Annotated in this window: 15 protein-coding genes; 3 read left to right on the top strand and 12 right to left on the bottom strand. The window is 62.9% G+C overall.

The genetic code is table 11. The features are described from left to right. Window positions 1-41: 41 nt before the first annotated feature. The 11 genes from P353_RS11565 to P353_RS11515 all read right to left on the bottom strand — a co-directional run bounded on the left by P353_RS11565 (window position 42) and on the right by P353_RS11515 (window position 12856). On the bottom strand, window positions 42-845 hold the full coding sequence (locus P353_RS11565) for an SDR family oxidoreductase (RefSeq protein ID WP_034369940.1): 804 nt from the start codon (window positions 843-845) through the stop codon (window positions 42-44). Beyond that, window positions 842-2383 (bottom strand): class I adenylate-forming enzyme family protein, encoded by a 1542-nt coding sequence (locus tag P353_RS11560; protein WP_034369296.1) that lies wholly within the window; start codon window positions 2381-2383, stop codon window positions 842-844. The genes P353_RS11565 and P353_RS11560 overlap by 4 nt, the downstream gene beginning before the upstream one ends. An 18-nt stretch (window positions 2384-2401) precedes the next feature. After that, window positions 2402-3268, bottom strand: a complete 867-nt coding sequence (locus P353_RS11555; protein ID WP_034369294.1) for a 3-keto-5-aminohexanoate cleavage protein — start codon at window positions 3266-3268, stop codon at window positions 2402-2404. Between the two features lie 93 nt (window positions 3269-3361). Further along, window positions 3362-4504, bottom strand: a complete 1143-nt coding sequence (locus P353_RS11550) for an acyl-CoA dehydrogenase family protein (protein WP_034369292.1) — start codon at window positions 4502-4504, stop codon at window positions 3362-3364. After that, entirely contained in the window at window positions 4501-6474 is a 1974-nt protein-coding gene (locus P353_RS11545; RefSeq protein ID WP_034369289.1) for an acetyl/propionyl/methylcrotonyl-CoA carboxylase subunit alpha, read from the bottom strand. Before P353_RS11545 ends, P353_RS11550 begins: the two co-directional genes overlap by 4 nt. Continuing rightward, window positions 6471-7304, bottom strand: coding sequence for an enoyl-CoA hydratase/isomerase family protein (locus P353_RS11540; RefSeq protein WP_034369286.1), 834 nt, complete (start codon window positions 7302-7304; stop codon window positions 6471-6473). Before P353_RS11540 ends, P353_RS11545 begins: the two co-directional genes overlap by 4 nt. Before the next feature lie 10 nt (window positions 7305-7314). Further along, on the bottom strand, window positions 7315-8493 hold the full coding sequence (locus tag P353_RS11535) for an acyl-CoA dehydrogenase family protein (RefSeq protein ID WP_034369284.1): 1179 nt from the start codon (window positions 8491-8493) through the stop codon (window positions 7315-7317). A gap of 53 nt (window positions 8494-8546) precedes the next feature. Then, on the bottom strand, window positions 8547-10190 hold the full coding sequence (locus P353_RS11530) for an acyl-CoA carboxylase subunit beta (RefSeq protein WP_034369282.1): 1644 nt from the start codon (window positions 10188-10190) through the stop codon (window positions 8547-8549). Beyond that, window positions 10187-11068 (bottom strand): SDR family oxidoreductase, encoded by an 882-nt coding sequence (locus tag P353_RS11525; protein WP_034369281.1) that lies wholly within the window; start codon window positions 11066-11068, stop codon window positions 10187-10189. Before P353_RS11525 ends, P353_RS11530 begins: the two co-directional genes overlap by 4 nt. Further along, window positions 11068-11715: a TetR/AcrR family transcriptional regulator gene (locus P353_RS11520; RefSeq protein ID WP_232776426.1), complete on the bottom strand. Its 648-nt coding sequence runs from the start codon at window positions 11713-11715 to the stop codon at window positions 11068-11070. The genes P353_RS11525 and P353_RS11520 overlap by 1 nt, the downstream gene beginning before the upstream one ends. A 127-nt stretch (window positions 11716-11842) precedes the next feature. Then, a complete protein-coding gene (locus P353_RS11515) occupies window positions 11843-12856 on the bottom strand; it encodes an AraC family transcriptional regulator (RefSeq protein WP_034369276.1) in 1014 nt (337 codons plus the stop codon). Window positions 12857-12962: 106 nt separating this feature from the next. Here P353_RS11515 and P353_RS11510 point away from each other — a divergent pair, with 106 nt between their 5' ends. From P353_RS11510 to P353_RS11500, 3 genes are all read left to right on the top strand, one after another. After that, a complete protein-coding gene (locus P353_RS11510; RefSeq protein WP_034369274.1) occupies window positions 12963-14147 on the top strand; it encodes a lipid-transfer protein in 1185 nt (394 codons plus the stop codon). Window positions 14148-14334: 187 nt separating this feature from the next. After that, the gene (locus tag P353_RS11505; RefSeq protein WP_034369271.1) at window positions 14335-15117 is read left to right on the top strand and encodes an enoyl-CoA hydratase/isomerase family protein; all 783 of its coding nucleotides are present in this window, start codon (window positions 14335-14337) and stop codon (window positions 15115-15117) included. A 134-nt stretch (window positions 15118-15251) separates the two neighbouring features. Further along, complete coding sequence (locus P353_RS11500; RefSeq protein WP_034369268.1) at window positions 15252-15896, top strand: 3'-5' exonuclease; 645 nt, start codon at window positions 15252-15254, stop codon at window positions 15894-15896. Between the two features lie 71 nt (window positions 15897-15967). Here the strand turns inward: P353_RS11500 and P353_RS11495 are convergent, their stop codons facing one another. Continuing rightward, entirely contained in the window at window positions 15968-17164 is a 1197-nt protein-coding gene (locus P353_RS11495) for a sensor domain-containing diguanylate cyclase (protein WP_034369265.1), read from the bottom strand. Window positions 17165-17332 lie beyond the last annotated feature (168 nt).

The following is a 17332-nucleotide window of genomic DNA, read 5'->3' as shown; positions in this document are numbered from 1 at the left end:
CAACCCGGAACCCATAACCCACGCTTTTTCTTGTTGTGTCTCTAAGACTGCTGCGGCATTGCCATCGCCGCGGCGGCAACCATGGGCGAGAGCTGGCCCTGCGCACCGCCGTCGCAGGCAATGACCGTGCCGGAGATGTAGCTGGCCGCATCGCTGCCCAGAAACATCGCCAGCCGGGCAATATCCGCGGTCGTACCCATGCGCCCCAGCGGCACCATGCTGCGCACCAGAGCGTCTCCTTCTGTCCCCTGCGGGGCCAACCGGCGCATGCCTTCCGTGCCCTCGATGGGGCCGGGGGAAATGGCGTTCACACGAATGCCCCTGGCACCCCACTCCAGCGCCAGCACCCGCGCCAGATGGTCCACTCCAGCCTTGGCAGCGCAGACATGGGCCTGGTACATCATGGGCACGGTGGACTGCGGCGCGGTGATGAAGATCAGGCTCGCCCCGGGCTGCCGCAGGTGCACCAGAGCCTGACGCGCGACATGAAAGCTGCCCAGCAGATCGATGTCCACCACCACCTTGAAGGCGTTGGACGACATCTGCTCTACAGGTGCCAGGAAGTTGCCTGCCGCACCAGACACCAGCACGTCAAGCGGCCCATGGCAGGCTACGGCCTGCGCCAGCGCTGCGCCCACCGCTTGCTCATCGCGCACATCGGCCACCACGCCAAAGGCTTGCGCCCCCAGCGTCGCCAGGGCCGCATCCACATTGGCCTGCTTGCGACTGGCGACCGAGACCCTGGCACCTGCCATCGCGTAGTGCTGGGCAATGCCCAGGTTGATGCCTGTGGTGCCGCCAAACACCATCACATGGCGGCCCGAAAAATCAAATTGCACATTCATGAACAGCACTCCTCTGCTCGCAACAAGGCTTTCTGGATCTTTCCTGCCGGTGTCAACGGCAATTCGGTGCGAAACACCAGCTGGCGCGGCAGCTTGTAGTCAGCGAGCTGCTGGCGGCAATGCGCGAGCAGCTCCTCCTCGCTCACGCTGGCACCGGGTCTGATCACGATGTAATAGCGCCCCACCTCGCCCAGCACGGGGTCCGGCACGCCGATGCCGGCGACCATCAGCACGCCTGCATGACCGGCAATCACGCTCTCCACCTCGCTGGGATAGACGTTGAAGCCGCCCTGTATGAACATGTCTTTTTGCCGCCCCTTGAGGTGGACCAGGCCCCGCTCATCGACAAGCCCCAGATCCCCCGAATGCAGCCAGCCGCCGGCAAACGCCTCTTCGTCCCGCTGCTGCCCCACATAGGCTGGAATCGCCCCCGCACCGCGAAACCACAGCTCCCCCACCTCGCCACTCCTCAGCTCCTCTCCATCTGCCCCCGCCACGCGCAGCTGCGCCCCTTGCAGCGGCTTGCCTATGCTGTGCAGCAGGGCCTGCTGATCCGCCTGCCAGGGCGTCATCACGATGGCCCCCGAAGTCTCGGACAGACCGTAGAGATTCATGATGCTCACGCCTGGAAACTGCTGCTGCAGCCGCTGCAGCAACACCGGCTCCACATTTGATCCACCCACCACGATCAGGCGCAGCCGGCTCATATCAACCTCTGCCAGCAGCGGATGCATGAGCAGCAGCGTCAGCATGGTAGGCACGCCCACCAGCCAGGTCGGCGGATGCCGGCGCGCCATCTTCCAGACGGCCTCGGGGCTGAACATGGGCACCAGCTCGCAGCAGCCGCCCGCCAGCAGCATGGTCAGCACGCCGCAGGTAATACCGCCAACATGGTTGAGCGGCATGGCCAGCTGCACCATATCGTCCACCACAGCCTTCACATGCGCATGCTGCGCCAGCGCTGAGCCCAACTGGGAGCGATGCGTCAGACCCGCCGCCTTGGGCCTGCCCGTGGTGCCGGAGGTGTAGATGATCATCAGCAGGTCATCCGGTTCAGGACCGGTGCCTTCATACAAGGCTTTCGCGCCGGACCGCAGCGGTTGCTCGAATCCTTCATCCACCCACAGCAGGTGCTCCAGCGCCGCAAAACGCCGACGGGCCTGCGCCAGATAGCTCTGGTAGTCGAAACCGGCAAACTCGCGCGGCGCAAGCACGGCCTTGACCTGGCTGTCCTGCAGCATGAAGTCCAGCTCGGCGTCCCGGTATCGGACGCTGAGGCCCACCACGACCAGCCCCGTCTTCGCCGCTGCCAGATAGCTCAGCACCCAGGGCAGACCGTTGGGCAGGATGATGCCGATGCGTTCACCGGGCCGCAGGCCCAGCGAGGACAGATGGGCAGCCCAGGCGCTGGCCATGACATCCACCTGCTGCCAGCTGTAGCTGCGCCCCTGGTCGATATAGGCATCCCTGTGGGGATGGGCGGCCACGGTCTGCGCCAGCGCCTGAGCCACGGTCTGAGGAGGAGTGCAAGTGTTCATCTGCAACTTCTCCCCGATTCAGGCCGCCAGGTGCAGCATCTGCCTGGCCTCCCTGGGAGTGGCGACTTCACGGCCTACATCACGCGCATAGCGAGCCAGCTGCTCGATCAGCGGAGCGTTGGATGTGACCTTGCTGCCGTCCGGCAGATAGAAAGTGTCTTCCAGTCCGCTGCGCAAATGTCCGCCGAGCTCGGCCGTGCGCAGATGGGTGGGCCAAATCTCGCTGCGCCCGATCAGCGTGGTCTGCCATGGCGCATCCTTGATCTTGAGCCTGAGCAGGATAGGCAGCAGGTCGGGGTCTGCCGGCATGCCGGACTCCACACCCATCACGAAGTTGTATTCGGGCAGGCCTCGGTACATGCCGGTTTCCACATACATGCCCACGCAGCGCACAATGCCCACGTCAAAGCACTCGAACTCGGGCAGCGTGTGGGTCTCGGCCATCACATCGAGAAAGTCCTGCACCTTTGCGGGCTGGTTGTCGAACAGCATGGGCGGCCAGGCCCAGCTTCCATTGCTGCGGGTTTTGAGATAGTTGAGCGAGCCCGCATTGCAGGCCGCCATCTCGGGTCGCGTGGCACGCAGGCAATCCAGCGGTCCCTGGTAATCGGGGCCGACCACGCCGGTGGTCTGATTGATGATGAGTTCGGGGCAGGCTGCACGCATGGCATCCACGCAGGCCCTGGCCACTGCCGGATCCCAGCTGGGCAGATGACCCTTGCCCTCTTCCTGGCGCCTGAAGTGGACATGTACCACCGATGCGCCTGCGTCATAGGCTCGGCGTGCTTCCTGCGCCAGTTGCTCTGGCGTCACAGGCACATGATGCTGATTCGGGTCGGTCAGCACCCCGGTGATGGAACAGGTAATAATGGCTTTATCGGACATATTGCTCCTTAAATGGAAGCTGATAGCGCTTTACTCATAAGCGCTTCAGGCTGATCTCTGAAGTTCTCCTGCAAGGGCTGCCACAGATGCGCCCTAGATACGCCACTGGCGCGCGGCCAGCTCTTTCATGATTTCCTCGGTGCCGCCGCCAATCGTCAGCACCTTGACTTCCCGGTAAATGCGCTCGCTCAGCGTGCCGCGCATAAAGCCCATGCCGCCCAGAATCTGCACCGCCGTATCGGCGCAGAACTGCATGGTCTGGGTGGCGTGGTTCTTGAGCACGCAGACCTCTCCCACCCAGTCCGCACCGCTATCGCCACCATCGGCACGTGCGCAGACGGCGTTGATCCAGGCTTCGGTGCTGCGCAGGCGCTGCTGCATGTCCACCAGTTTGTGGCGTATGACCTGATGCTGATTGAGCGTCACGCCAAAGGTGTGGCGCTGCTGCGCCCAGGCCAGCGCCTCGTCATAGCAGGCCTGGGCAAAGCCCAGCGCAGCGCAGGCAATGCCCAGGCGCTCGCCGTTGAAGTTCTGCATGATGGCGCGAAAGCCCTCGCCCTCGACCCCGAGCAGATGACTGGCCGGCACGCGCACGCCATCAAAGAACAGATGGGCCGTATCCGAGCATTGCCAGCCCATTTTGTGCAGCTGGCTGCGGCGTAATCCCGCGCTGTCGCCGGGCACCAGGATCAGGGAGATGCCGGATGCACCTCTCTCCTCGCCCGTGCGCACTGCCACCGTGATCCAGTCGGCACGCATGCCCGAGGTGATGAAGGTCTTCTCGCCCTCGATCACATACTCGTGACCATCGCGCCTGGCCCTGGTACGAAGCCCCGCCACGTCCGATCCGCCGCCGGGCTCGGTAATCGCCAGCGCCGCGATCTTGCGGCCGGCCAGCACATCGGGCACCACCTGTTGCTTGAGCGCATCGCTGCCCAGAGCCACCACGGGCGGCAGGCCGATGTTGTGCGACAACAGGCTGGCCAGCACGCCGCCGCTGCCCCCGTAGCGGCACAACGCCAGCCACAGGGCGGCGCGCAGGCCGTGCGTGGCCGCAGTACCACCGAGCTCCTCGGGGTAGCCAACGCCGAGCAGCCCCAGCTCGGCGGCCTGGCGATAGAGCTGGCGCGGGAACTCGCCAGCTTCGTCCCAGGCCGTGACATGAGGAGCGATATGCTCGCGCGCAAAGCGGCGCACCATGTCATAGAGCATTTCACGCTCAGTGGCATCAGTCATGCAGTGCCTCCAGACATGGGCGCCAGTTTCAGCAGCACCTGACCCGGTGCCACCTGCTGACCGGCATTGACCAGCACGGCCTCCACCTGGCAGTCGGCCTTCACGCTCAGGCTGTGCTCCAGCTTCATGGATTCGATGACCACCACTACATCGCCGGCCTTGAGCGTCTGCCCGGCCACCACGTCCAGTTGCACCACACGGCCGTTGAACGGCGCACGCAGCTCTGCTGTCTGGCCCGCTGCAGCCGCATTTTCGGGCGGGGCATAGCTCACATCTTCGAGCCACCAGTCCACGTCGCCGGCCTGTAGATGCCAGCGCGAGCCGCCCTGCCCTGCGGGCAGTTGCACTGCCTGCACGGTTTGGGTCAGGCCCGCACATCTCGCTCGCCAGCCATAGGCCAGCAACTCGTCGACCTGCAGCAGCACAGGCTCAGCGCCGTGCCGGTGCAGCAGCCAGCTTTGGGCAGTCTCGGGCCGCAGCGCCAGCTCCTGCGTCCGGCCCCGGTGCTGCAGCTTGCGCAACTGGGCATAGCTGCAAGCCAGCGGCCCCGGCCTTTGGCCCACGACGCACAGCGCACCCCAGTGCTGGTGAGCCTGAGCTTCCTTTTCTCGCAGCAGCTGCTGCAAGCGTGGTGCATCGCCCGCCAGATAGGAGATCAGAGCCTGGCCCCGCCTGAACACCTCGTCGTTCAGGCATTCAATCAGAAAGGCACGGTTGGTCGGTAAGCCCAGCACCGTGAGCCGGCCCAGTGCATGAATCAGCCGGTCGATGGCTTGCTCTCGCGTTGGCGCATGGACAATCAGCTTGCCCAGCATGGCGTCGTAATAGGGAGTGACCTCGCTGCCGGTGTGCAATGCGTGGTCAAAACGCAGCGGTGCGCGGCTGAAGACAGCAGCCTCGGGGGCTGAGAAATGCCGCACCACACCGGCATGTGGCTGAAAGTTCTCGTCTTCGGCGCACAGCCGTACCTCGATGGCATGGCCGTCGAGCCGAACCTGCTGCTGCGTCAACGGCAAGGCCTCGCCGCGCGCCACGCGAATCTGCCACTCGACCAGATCAAGGCCCGTCAAGGCCTCGGTTACAGGATGCTCGACCTGCAGTCGGGTATTCATCTCCATCAGATAGAACTGCCGGCCTTCGACCAGAAACTCCACCGTACCCGCCCCCACATAGCCTGCGGCCTTGGCCAGGGCCACGGCACAGTTGCCCATGTGCTCGCGCTGCTCGGCGCTGACGGCCGGACTGGGGGCTTCCTCAATGATCTTTTGGTGGCGACGCTGAACCGAGCAGTCGCGCTCCCCCAGATGAATCACATGGCCATGCCCGTCGGCAAACACCTGCACTTCCACATGACGCGGGTGCATGACGGCACGCTCCACCAGCAAGTCACCGTTGCCGAAGCCAGCCACGGCTTCCGAACGTGCACTGTTCAGAGCTGCATGCAGATGTTGGGCACTTTCCACCAGCCGCATGCCGCGCCCGCCTCCACCGGCCACGGCCTTGACCATGACGGGGTAGCCAATCATGGCGGCTTCGTCGGCAAAGCGCGCATCGCTCTGGTCATCGCCCTCATAACCTGGCAGACAGGGAACGCCATGGGCCTTGGCCAGTTGCTTGGCGGCCGCCTTGCTGCCGAGCTGGCGAATCGCGGCCGGCGGCGGACCAATCCAGATCAGGCCCGCTTCCTGCACGGCCTGGGCAAAGCCGGCATCCTCGCTGAGAAAGCCGTAACCGGGATGAACGGCATCGGCCCCTGTTGCCTTGGCGGCCGTCAGCAGCTTGTGCATGTCCAGATAGCTCTGGGCCGATGTCAGCCCGCCCAGAGCATAGGCCTGTGTGGACTGTTGCACATGGAGGCTTCCCACATCCGCATCCGAGTACACCGCCACGGTCTCTATGCCCATGCGCCTGGCCGTAGCCATGATGCGCAGCGCAATCTCTCCACGATTGGCAATCAGAATGCGCTTCATGATGTGCCTCCTGCAATGCAGGTCCAGGGAGCGGGCTGCTTGCTGGCAAAGGCCTTGAGCCCCGCCCCCGCTTCAGCGCTGCGCAGTGCACTGGCAAAGGCCTGCGCGCCCTGGTTCAGCGACGCATCCAGGCTTTGCCCGCCAATGGCTGCCAGCAGCTTTTTGGTGGCTGCCACCGCCTGCGGTGCGGCTTGAGCGCAGATCTCGAGCTGCTGCTGCAGCTGGCTCTGCCAGTGGGCAGCGTCCGTAGCCTGGATCACGGCCTGCACCAGGCCGGCCTGCTGCGCCTGACTTGCGGACCAGCGCTGACCGCCCAGCAGCCATTGACGCGCAGAACCCTCGCCCAGCCTGCGCAGCACAAACGGCGCGATCTGCGCGGGCACAATGCCCAGCGTCACCTCGGGCGTGGCAAAGACGGCCTGCTGATCCGCCACCACCCAGTCGGCCACGCAGACCAGCCCCACACCGCCGCCCATGGCTGCGCCCTGCACGGCAGCGATCAGCAACTGGGGCAGCTCTGCCAGCTGCTGCAGCAGATGACCAAACTCGCGGTTGACCTCAACCAGCGGGTCCTGCGCACCCGCAGGCAGCGGCGAGCCTATGCTGCTGGCAAAGCCTCCCAGGCTCCCACCCGCACAGAAATGCCCGCCGTTCCCGCACAGCACGACCACGCGCAGCAGTGAATCCTTCTGCGCTCTTGTGGCCTGATCGCGCAAAGCCTGCACCACCTCATCGGTCAGCGCATTGCGGGTTTGCGGCGAGTTCAGTCGCCACCATTCCACAAAGCCGTTGCCCAAGGGAAGGCGTTCGATTTCAAGCAACTGGGTCATGCGCCGCTCCTCAGTGCGCCTGGCGCTTGATCAGCCCCATGGTCTTGCCGATGATGCCCAGCATGACCTCGTCGGCACCGCCGCCTATCGAGCCCAGACGCCCGTCGCGGTACAGGCGCGAGACACGGTTGTCCCAGGTAAAGCCCATGCCGCCCCAGAACTGCAGACAGGTATCGGCCACTTCACGCGTCAGCCGCCCCGACTTGAGCTTGGCCATGCTGGCCAGTTGCAGCGCATCCTGGCCCGCCATATATATCTGAGCGGCACGATAGGTCAGTGCTCGCAGCGCCTCGACTTCGGTCTGCAACTCGGCCAGCTTGAACTGCACCCATTGCTGATCGATCAGGGTGCTGCCGAACATCTGCCGCTGCTGTGCCCACTCAATGGTCTGCTGAATGCAGTCCTCCATGGCGAGCAGGCCGCTGGCCGAGGCCCAGAGCCGCTCCTCCTGAAACTGCTGCATCTGATAGATGAAGCCCTGCCCCTCCTGCCCAACCAGATAGCGCTGCGGCACGCGCACCTCGTCAAAGAACAGCAGGCCCGTGTCCGACGAGTTCATGCCGATCTTGCGCAGCTTCTGCGCGACTTCCACGCCCTTGGTCAGCTTGCCGCGCGGGCCGTCACGCAGCGGCACCATGATGAGACTTTTGTTCCTGTGCACCGGTCCATCACCGGTGTTAACCAGCATGCACATCCAGTCCGCCTGAATGCTGTTGGTGATCCACATCTTCTGCCCGCTGATGATGTAGTCATCGCCATCCTTGCGGGCATGGCTTTTGATGCCCGACACATCGCTGCCCGCACCGGGCTCGCTCACGCCTATGCAGCCCACCATATCGCCCGCGATGGAGGGCGCCAGAAACTGATCGCGCAAGGCGTCGCTGCCAAAGCGTGCCAGTGCGGGCGTGCACATATCGGTCTGCACGCCAATGGCCATGGGCACGCCGCCGCAGCGGATATGACCCAGTGTCTCGGCCATCATCAGGCTGTAGGAGTAGTCCAGCCCCGCACCGCCATAGGCTTCGGGCTTGGTCAGGCCCAGCAGGCCCAGATCTCCCAGACCCTTGAACACCTGATGCGCCGGGAAGATCTCCTCCTGCTCCCATTCATCGACATGAGGATTGATCTTCTCGTCGATATAGCGCTTGAGGGTCTTGCGCACTTCCAGATGTTCATGGGTCCATTGCATGGCTTGTCTCCGTCGGGTCCTGTTTGGAAGAAAAAGGGGGAAGAGGCGCGGCACTACATGCGCGCGACCCCGAACTGCATGGGGCGCAAGGTGCGCTGCTGCGCTTCGTGCAAGGTCTGCAGGCAAAACGAGAGCACTGCGCGGGTGTCGCGCGGATCGATCACGCCGTCGTCCAGCAGCAAGCCGCTGGTCACCAGCGCATCGGCCTGGGCTTCGAACATGGCCACGATCTGGTCGTACTGCTTTTGCATCAGCTCGGCATCGACAGGCAGGCCCTTGCGTGCCATGGCTGCCTCGGTGACCTGACGCATGGTGCTGGCCGCCTGCTCGCCGCCCATCACCGCCGTCTTGGCGCCGGGCCAGCTGAAAAGAAAGCGCGGCGCATAGCCTCGGCCGCACATGCCGTAGTTGCCTGCTCCGAAACTGGCGCCGCACTGGATGGTGATCTGCGGCACGGTGGCGTTGGTCACGGCCTGAATCATCTTGCTGCCGTGCTTGATCATGCCGGCCTGCTCGCTGTCCTTGCCCACCATATAGCCCGTGGTGTTCTGCAGATAGATGATGGGGTGGCCCAACTGGCACATCCATTGAATGAAGTGGGCGGCCTTGTTGGCACCTGCCACATCGATGGGGCCGTTGTTGGAGATCAGGCCCACGGCATGACCGCCGATATGCGCCTGCGCGCACAGCGTGGCCGCACCGTAGCCGGATTTGAACAGCAGCAGCTCGGAACCATCGACCAGCCGCGCCATGACTTCGTGCATATCCACCGGCTCGCGATGGTGCGCCGGCATCAGCCCCAAGAGCTCATCGGCGTCGTAACGCGGCTCGACGATTCCTGAATTAATAGCTTCCCGTGTAGATATATCAAGAGCTTCAGGCTTTTTCCATTGGGACAACTGAGACACTACGGTGCGTGCCAGGCCCAGGGCATGGCGGTCGTCCTCCGCCAGATACTCGCCCAGCCCCGAGATACTGGTATGCATTTCGGCACCACCCAGCTCTTCCTCGGTCGCGATCTCGCCGGTCGCCGCCTTGAGCAGGGGCGGCCCGGCCAGAAAGGCACGCGAGCGACTGCGCACCATGATGACTATGTCCGACAACCCTGGCATATAGGCTCCGCCGGCCGTGCCCGAGCCGTGCTGCACGGTGATGACCGGCAGACCTGCCGCGGACAACCGCGCCAGGTTGCGAAACAAGGCGCCACCCATCACAAAGCCCTCGACGTGGTAGCGCATGAGATTGGCACCCGCGCTCTCTACCAGATGGATGAAGGGCAGCTTGTTCTGCAACGCGATCTCCTGCACGCGCAGCATCTTGTCCAGGCCTTTTTCCTGGATGGCCCCGGCCTCGATGCCCGAGTCGCTGGCCACCACCATGCAGCGCACACCGCTGACAAAACCGATGCCCGCCAGCATTCCGCCTCCGGGAACCGACTTGGCAGGGTCTTCCTGGTCCAGCATGAAACCCGCCAGCGTGCAAAGCGGCAGCCATGGCGCTCCTGCATCCAGCAGCAAGGCCACTCTCTCTCGCGGCAGCAACTGGCCGCGCTTTTCAAACTGCGGCTTGGCCCGCTGCGATGCCTGGGCCGCCCGCTGCTCCAGCTCACGCAGCGCGGCGATGCGCGCCAGCGTGGCGGCCCGGCGCTGCTGCGCCTGCTCGCCAGCTGCATTCCATTGCGATGCAAAGACGCTCATGACTGAAAAACCTTGGGAGTCTGGTAGAGAGAAAATCCGTCAAATGCACGCACTGCGCCGCGTTGCTGCACCTCGGCACTGGCGGCCACCGGCCCCATGCCCATGCGCACCTGGGGACGGGCGCCGTCGACCCGCAAAACCGTTCCACTGATGAAGCTGGCCGCCGGACTGAGCAGAAAAACCACGGCGGCGGAGACTTCGGCCTCGTTCCCAAAGCGCCCTGCGGGCACGGTTTCCGGCATCTTGCGCAACATGACCGCAGCCTCGGGCGGGTAGTGGTCCATGCCGCTGGAGGCTATGTAGCCCGGCGCGATGGCATTGACGCGCACACCCTGGGCGGCCCATTCCACGGCTGCCGTTTCGGTAAAGCTGACCATGCCCGCCCGCGCAGCACCGCTATGTCCCATGCCCGGCATAGAGCCCCACATATCGGCCACCATGTTGACGATGGAGCCACCCTGCCGCGCCATGTGCTGTGCATAGCATTCGCGCGCCATGAGAAAGCCGCCGGTGAGATTGGTGTCCAGCACCGCTTGCCAGCCCTTGGCGCTGATGGACGCCAGAGGCGAGAGATACTGTCCGCCCGCGTTGTTGACCAAGGCGTGGATACGCCCGTGCTGGTTCAGTATCTCTTCGACCACGGCCTTGACGGCTGCCTCGTCGCGGATATCGCAGCTGTGACTGCTGGCTTGAGCTCCCTGCTGCGCCAGTTCATCCTGCACGCTCTGCAGCTTTTGCGCATCGCGCCCCACCAGTGCCACATGTGCGCCCAGCGTAGCCAGCTCATGCGCTATGCAGCGGCCTATCCCTGAGCCACCACCGGTCACCACCACCACTTGCCCGGCAAACAAATCCGGGCGAAAAACGGATTGGTACATCAGCTCTCTCCAATGAACAAGGCCAGAGATTGATCGGTCAGCGCATCCAGACTCAGGCTGCCGTCCTCGGAAAACCACTGCGCGGTCCAGTTCAGAGCGCCAAAGATCAGCAATCGCGCGATTTCGGGACGGGCCTTGAGCTTGCCCGTGCGCTGCAGCGCCTGCAACACGGGCATCCATTGCGCTTCGTAGGCATCCTTCTGTGCGCTCACATCCATGCGCTGCGCATCGCTGAGCAAGCGCCATTCGTAGAGCATCACGGGGATGAAGTCGCTCTCGCCGCCCACCATGATCTGCAGGTGATTACGTACCAGGGCGCGCAGTCGTTCCACTCCGTTGGCACGGGCCCCAAGCGCCTGCAGCGCGGCGTTCTGACTATCCGCAGCCTGGGCCATCCCATCCCGCATAACAGCATGCAGCATGGCTTCCTTACTCTCAAAAAAGTAAAAAATGGACCCCGGCTGCATGCCTGCAGCAGCGGCGATGTCGCGGGTACTGCTGCCATGAAAGCCTCGCAAGCGAAACTGCCTGGCTGCGACACGCACCAGCTCGCTGCGGCGCACGCTCTCATTGCGTTCCTCGGTGGACTTGGGCGGCCTGCCGCGTCCGCGTTTGACGGTCGGAATTTCTTCATGAACTGCTTGCATGAGATGCAGCATATCGACGTCTTATATTTTTACCAATCACTTGATTGGCAAAAATATTCAGTACTTTCACGCAAGGGTTTTCCGCAGCTCGAACGAACTACCGCGAGTGCACCCGAATACTGCTCATCTAAGCCGCTCTGACCCGGTATAGGCCCGGTGGGCTCCCAGTCCAGCCTTTGAAGGCACGCTGGAATGCAGCCGCATCGGCAAAGCCCAGATCCGCAGCCAGCGTGGCAAAGCTGACCGTGCTGGAGCCCAGACGGGAGATGGCGATATCGCGGCGCAGTCCATCCTTGATGACCTGAAACGAGGTGCCGGCCGCACTCAGCTTGCGTTGCAGGGTAGGGGCAGACATATGCAACGCCGCTGCCGTGGCCTCCAGCCCCACCCAGTGCGGGCGGCTTTGCTGCAGATAGGCATGCACCAGGGCAGCAACCTCATTGCCAGCGCGCGCAGGAATGACGGCTGCCGCAGGCCAGCTTGCGACAAAGCTGCGCAGAGCGCTCTCGTCGCGCCGGCACACACGCCGAAGCAGACCAGCCTCAAACCAGAACGCCGCTACCGTCTGCCCAAAGCACATGGGGGCTGGGAACGCCTCCCCATAGTCCCTGACGTAGTCGGGCCGTGCAAACACAAAATCAAACTGCCGCACCTTGAGCCCGCCCCCCATCAACCAGGAAGCAATACGCCACAGTATGCGCAGCAGGTACTCGTACAGAAAATTGGCCGGAGACTGGCTGCTCAGCGAACGCACGCAGATGGCGGCCTCATCTGCCCTTACCAGCAGACTCACTTCCACATCATCCTGCAGCAGATTGTGGACTTCGCACATGCGCTCCAGCGCCCCTTGCACCGTGTGCTCTGCAGAGGCCACACGCGCTATCAGCTCCAAACTGCCGCGCTTGAGCGGGCGCGAGAACAGGCCCAGCGCTTCGTCGTTGAGCGCCGAGATCACACGCCACATCAATGCGATGTATTGATCCGAGCTGACGCGCGCGCCCGCCTGCTCCAGCAGTTTTGGTGCTATGCCGGCCTGCAGCAGGAAAGTCTCCGGCGCATGGCCTTTGCGCTCGATGGATTGCACGATCCCTCGCACCAGCTCAATCGACACGGTATAGGGAATAGTCTTGCGGGTTTTCATTGAGTCATCATGAGGTCTTTTGACATGTCGACGATGTACTCCGCAATGGGCAAATGCAAGAGGTTTTCCTAGCATGGCTGCTGTACCAACCCTTTGCAGGAGCCCCATGAGTCGCGATGTGTTTGTTGCTGGTGTCGGCATGATTCCGTTTACCAAACCTGGCAAGAGCGATCCCTATTTCCAGATGGGCTCAACCGCGACGCAACTGGCGCTTGCCGATGCCGGCATTTCCTATGCCTCGCTGCAGCAAGCCTATGTGGGCTATGTGTACGGAGACTCCACTGCCGGCCAGCGCGCGCTGTACGAGCTCGGGATGAGCAGCATCCCCATCGTCAACGTCAACAACAACTGCTCCACCGGCTCCACCGCGCTGTTCCTCGCACGCCAGGCCGTCGCCAGCGGCGCTGCCGACTGTGTGCTGGCCCTGGGTTTCGAGCAGATGAATCCCGGCGCACTGGGCTCGGTCTACACCGACCGACCCAGCCCGTTTGACCGCTTCGATGAAGCCACGGACGCACTGGTCGGCAACGGCGAAGTGCCTCTGGCACTGCGTTATTTCGGAGGGGCAGGCAAGGCCCACATGGAGCAGTACGGCACCAAGCTGTCCACCTTTGCCAAGATTCGCGCCAAAGCCAGCCGCCATGCGGCACACAATCCATTGGCACTGTTCCGCACCGAGGTGTCGGAGGAGGAAGTCATGGCCGCGCCCATGATGTGGCAAGGCGTGATGACCCGCCTCATGGCCTGCCCGCCCACCTGCGGCGCAGCGGCCGCCATCGTGGTGTCCGAGGCCTATGCACGCAAGCACGGACTGGACCATAGCGTGCGCATTCGTGCCCAGGCCATGACCACCGATGGACCTGAAACCTTTGCAGCCCAGGATATGCGCGAAGTCGTGGGCTTCAGCATGGCCCGCAACGCGGCCCGACAAGTCTATGAGCAAGCCGGCATCGACCCTTCGGATGTGGATGTGGTGGAGCTGCACGACTGCTTTGCCCACAATGAACTGCTGACCTATGAGGCTCTGGGACTGTGCCCCGTCGGCGGGGCTGAGAAGTTTGTGCTCGATGGCGACAACACCTACGGCGGCAAATTCGTCACCAATCCTTCGGGCGGTCTGCTCTCAAAGGGCCACCCGCTGGGTGCCACGGGTCTGGCTCAGTGCACCGAACTGGTCCAGCAACTGCGCGGCAAGGCCGAGCAACGCCAAGTGCCAGAGGCACGCCTGGCCCTGCAGCACAACCTGGGCCTGGGTGGAGCCTGCGTGGTCACTCTGTATGAGCGCGTCTGAGGAAGACGGGACATGGTCGCCGAAACAAGGACCAGGCATGAGCTGCGTGCCACCGAATGCAGCCTGGACCGAAGCAAGAGCATGTGCGCTGCCAGCTTCATCGATTCACCCACATTGTCCAAAGTCGCAAGACGCCAAAGACCGTCTTGGCCTTCTTATGGACTCCATATGAAAGAAAGGTCGCCTGATGTCTGATCTGGTTCTCTGGGAGGTTCGCAACGGCGTAGGTCATGTGGTTCTGAACCAGCCCGAGCGGGGCAACGTGATCAGCACGGCCATGGCTCACGACCTGAAGGCAGTGGTACAGCAGGCCTGCAACGCAAATATCGGCGCCCTGCTCATTTCTGCAAGCGGTAAACAATTCTGCGTCGGAGGTGACATCAGTGAATTTGGCGTACATCGAGAGCGACTGGCACCGTTGATCGGCGCCATGCTGGATGTGCTCAATCCTGTCATGCATCAGCTGGCCAGCTTGCCGCTGCCGGTCATCAGTGCCGTGCAGGGCCCTGTCGGAGGCGGCGGCATCGGGCTCGCACTGTGTGCGGACCTGGTACTGGCCAGCCGTCACATGTTTTTACGCGGAGGGTATTCGGCCATCGGTCTGAGCCCGGATCTGGGTGTATCGAGCTATCTCACCCGCCGTGCCGGCGCTGCCAGAGCCAAATACATTCTGATGAGCAACCGAGCCATCGCGGCCGAGGACTGTCTGCGCATGGGCCTGGTCGACGAGCTGCACGAGCCCGAACAGCTGCTCACTGCGGCAACCGTACTGGCCGAGCAACTTGCCGGCGGCCCCACCAACTCCCTGGCGGACATCAAAAACCTCTGTGACTCGGCACATCGGCAGGACCTTCAGCAGCAACTGGGTGCCGAGCGCGAAGCCATGCTGGCCTGCGCCCGCTCCGGCAACAGCCTCGAAGGCGTGACTGCCTTTTTGCAAAAGCGCAAGCCCGTGTTTCAGCGCCGCTGAATCGATTGCCTGTTTTTTAGGCACAACATGCAAAGCCTTGCCAGTCAAGGCTTTGCGCATTTATTCCGATATTTACCCACAGGCCACACCACATGTTCTGGGGATAAGCACGAAGCTGGTGTGTAATCACCGGCATGCCCCGATTGATTGCACCCAGCAAGGACGAAAGTGCCCTGCTTCCGCCGTTTCTGGAATTGCCCGAACATGCAATCCACATTCCGCAGTCCGAAACCGAATTTGAAGCCGCCTTCAAGGCCATGAATGCCGAGCCCCTGCTCGGCTTTGACACGGAAAGCAAACCCATCTTCAATATCGGCCAGCAAGACAGTGGCCCTCATCTGGTGCAGCTCGCCACAGCCAGCCAGGTCTGGCTGCTGCAGCTGCACAAGCCCATGGCTCTGGAAGTGTCGCGCATGGTGCTGGCTGCAGAACATATCTGCAAGGTCGGCTTCGGGCTCGACAACGATAAACACTCCCTGCCCCGCAGGCTGGGAGCGCCGCTGATCAATATTCAGGATCTGGACAGCCGCTTCAAGCGGCTCGGCTATGGCCCATCAGTGGGAGTGCGTGCGGCCGCAGCGATGGTACTCCAGCAGAGCTTTCGCAAGTCCAAGCGCACTACCACCTCCAACTGGGCTGCCACAGAACTCAGCCCGGCCCAGCGGCGTTATGCCGCCAATGACGCCCATGCTCCGGTCGTGATCTATGCCCACCTGCCCGCCTGGGAAAGCACACAACCGGTCCTTCCCCGACGCGGCCCCTTGAGTCCGAGGTCGTGAACGTTCAGCCCTCAATCGCGAAAAGAAGCCAAATGGCAAAACACCATAGACTCTGCCCCCGACAGCAGGATTCAGGCAATCATTCCCCATTGCAGCTCGCTCTCGTCCTGCGCAGAGCTCATGACACAATCCCGCCCCGCCTTCTTGGCCTGGTATAGCAACGCATCGGCCCGAGCCAGTGCCTGCTCGAAATCCTGCGCGGAACTGAGTGCCGCAATGCCAAAACTGGCTGTCACCCTGAGTTGCGCAGCCAAACCTCCGAGCGCCTGGCTTTGCAAGCGCTCACGAACGCGCTCCACAACGGCTTGCGCTTCGAACAGCTGTACTCGCGAGAGCAGCAAGACAAACTCCTCTCCGCCGAAACGGGCAACCAGATCGCAGTCTCTGACCTGCTGAGTCAGCAACTGTGCCAGTTGCTGCAGCACCTGATCGCCGGCCGCATGGCCCCAGTTGTCGTTGATGTATTTGAAATGATCGATGTCCACGGCAACCACGGCCCAGGGCACCAGCCGCTGATCGGCCAGGCGCGACTCCGCGGCCTCCATGAAGGCGCGGCGATTGAGCAGGCGCGTCAAAGAGTCCCGGTTGCGCTCTTCGCGCAATGTCGTCATCACATCCCTGACCGAGCATGCCAGCAGTCCTACGGCAAACCACATCGCAAACAGAAGCGCTATAGCCTGCGTGAGCAGCCAGTATCCGGACCGGGTCAGCTCCTGCACTTCGTGCACAGGCAGCAGACTTACGGCCGCCGGCCTGAACAAGGCATAACAGACATTGAGCCCATAGGCCCAGCGCACTCCGCGCTCCAGCCAGTCCTTTGACGAATCGGCCTTGAGAAACGCCGGCATGGCCAGGGTCAGCTGCAAGGCCATGGCCAGAGCCAGGCACTGCACTCGGACCCACAAATCACTTTCGATCCGGGAAAAATAGAACAGCACGGACAAGGCGACGACGGCGACCAGAATGCCGCCCGGCACACTCGCCCCTGCAGACCCCAGTCGCAAGGAAACCCCTTGCGCCAACGACCAGGTCCCCAGCAGATACAGACATGCCGTGGCGATTGCAAACTGACTCAGCTGCGCATTGGTCATCAGGCTTTGCGCAGCCAGAGCCGTCGCGAGCAGCACATAACCGCCCACCAGCCAGAGCAGAAACAGCGCACGCGGCTGTCGGCGCTGCACATACCAGCAAGCCAGCAAGGCAAGCCCGAACAGCACCACGCAAGCTGGCGCAATCAAGGCAAAGTACAAATCTGCAGGCTGGCCCAAGTGAGGTTCTCCGCGCAGGAAACTGTGAATTCAACGTCATCCATTCTCCGGCGAGAAGTATCTCCAATATTCCAGTGCAGCGCTCGCTTTCGCTCTGGCATAAGCACATAGCCATTAGGTCGTTCGCCTGAGTCAGCGTCCTGCCCATAATCAATGACGCCAAAGCTC

The organism is Comamonas testosteroni, from assembly GCF_000761245.1.
GTDB classification, from domain to species: domain Bacteria; phylum Pseudomonadota; class Gammaproteobacteria; order Burkholderiales; family Burkholderiaceae_C; genus Comamonas; species Comamonas testosteroni_C.
Note: the sequence above shows the minus strand (reverse complement) of the source record. Positions and strands in the feature narration are given on the sequence as shown.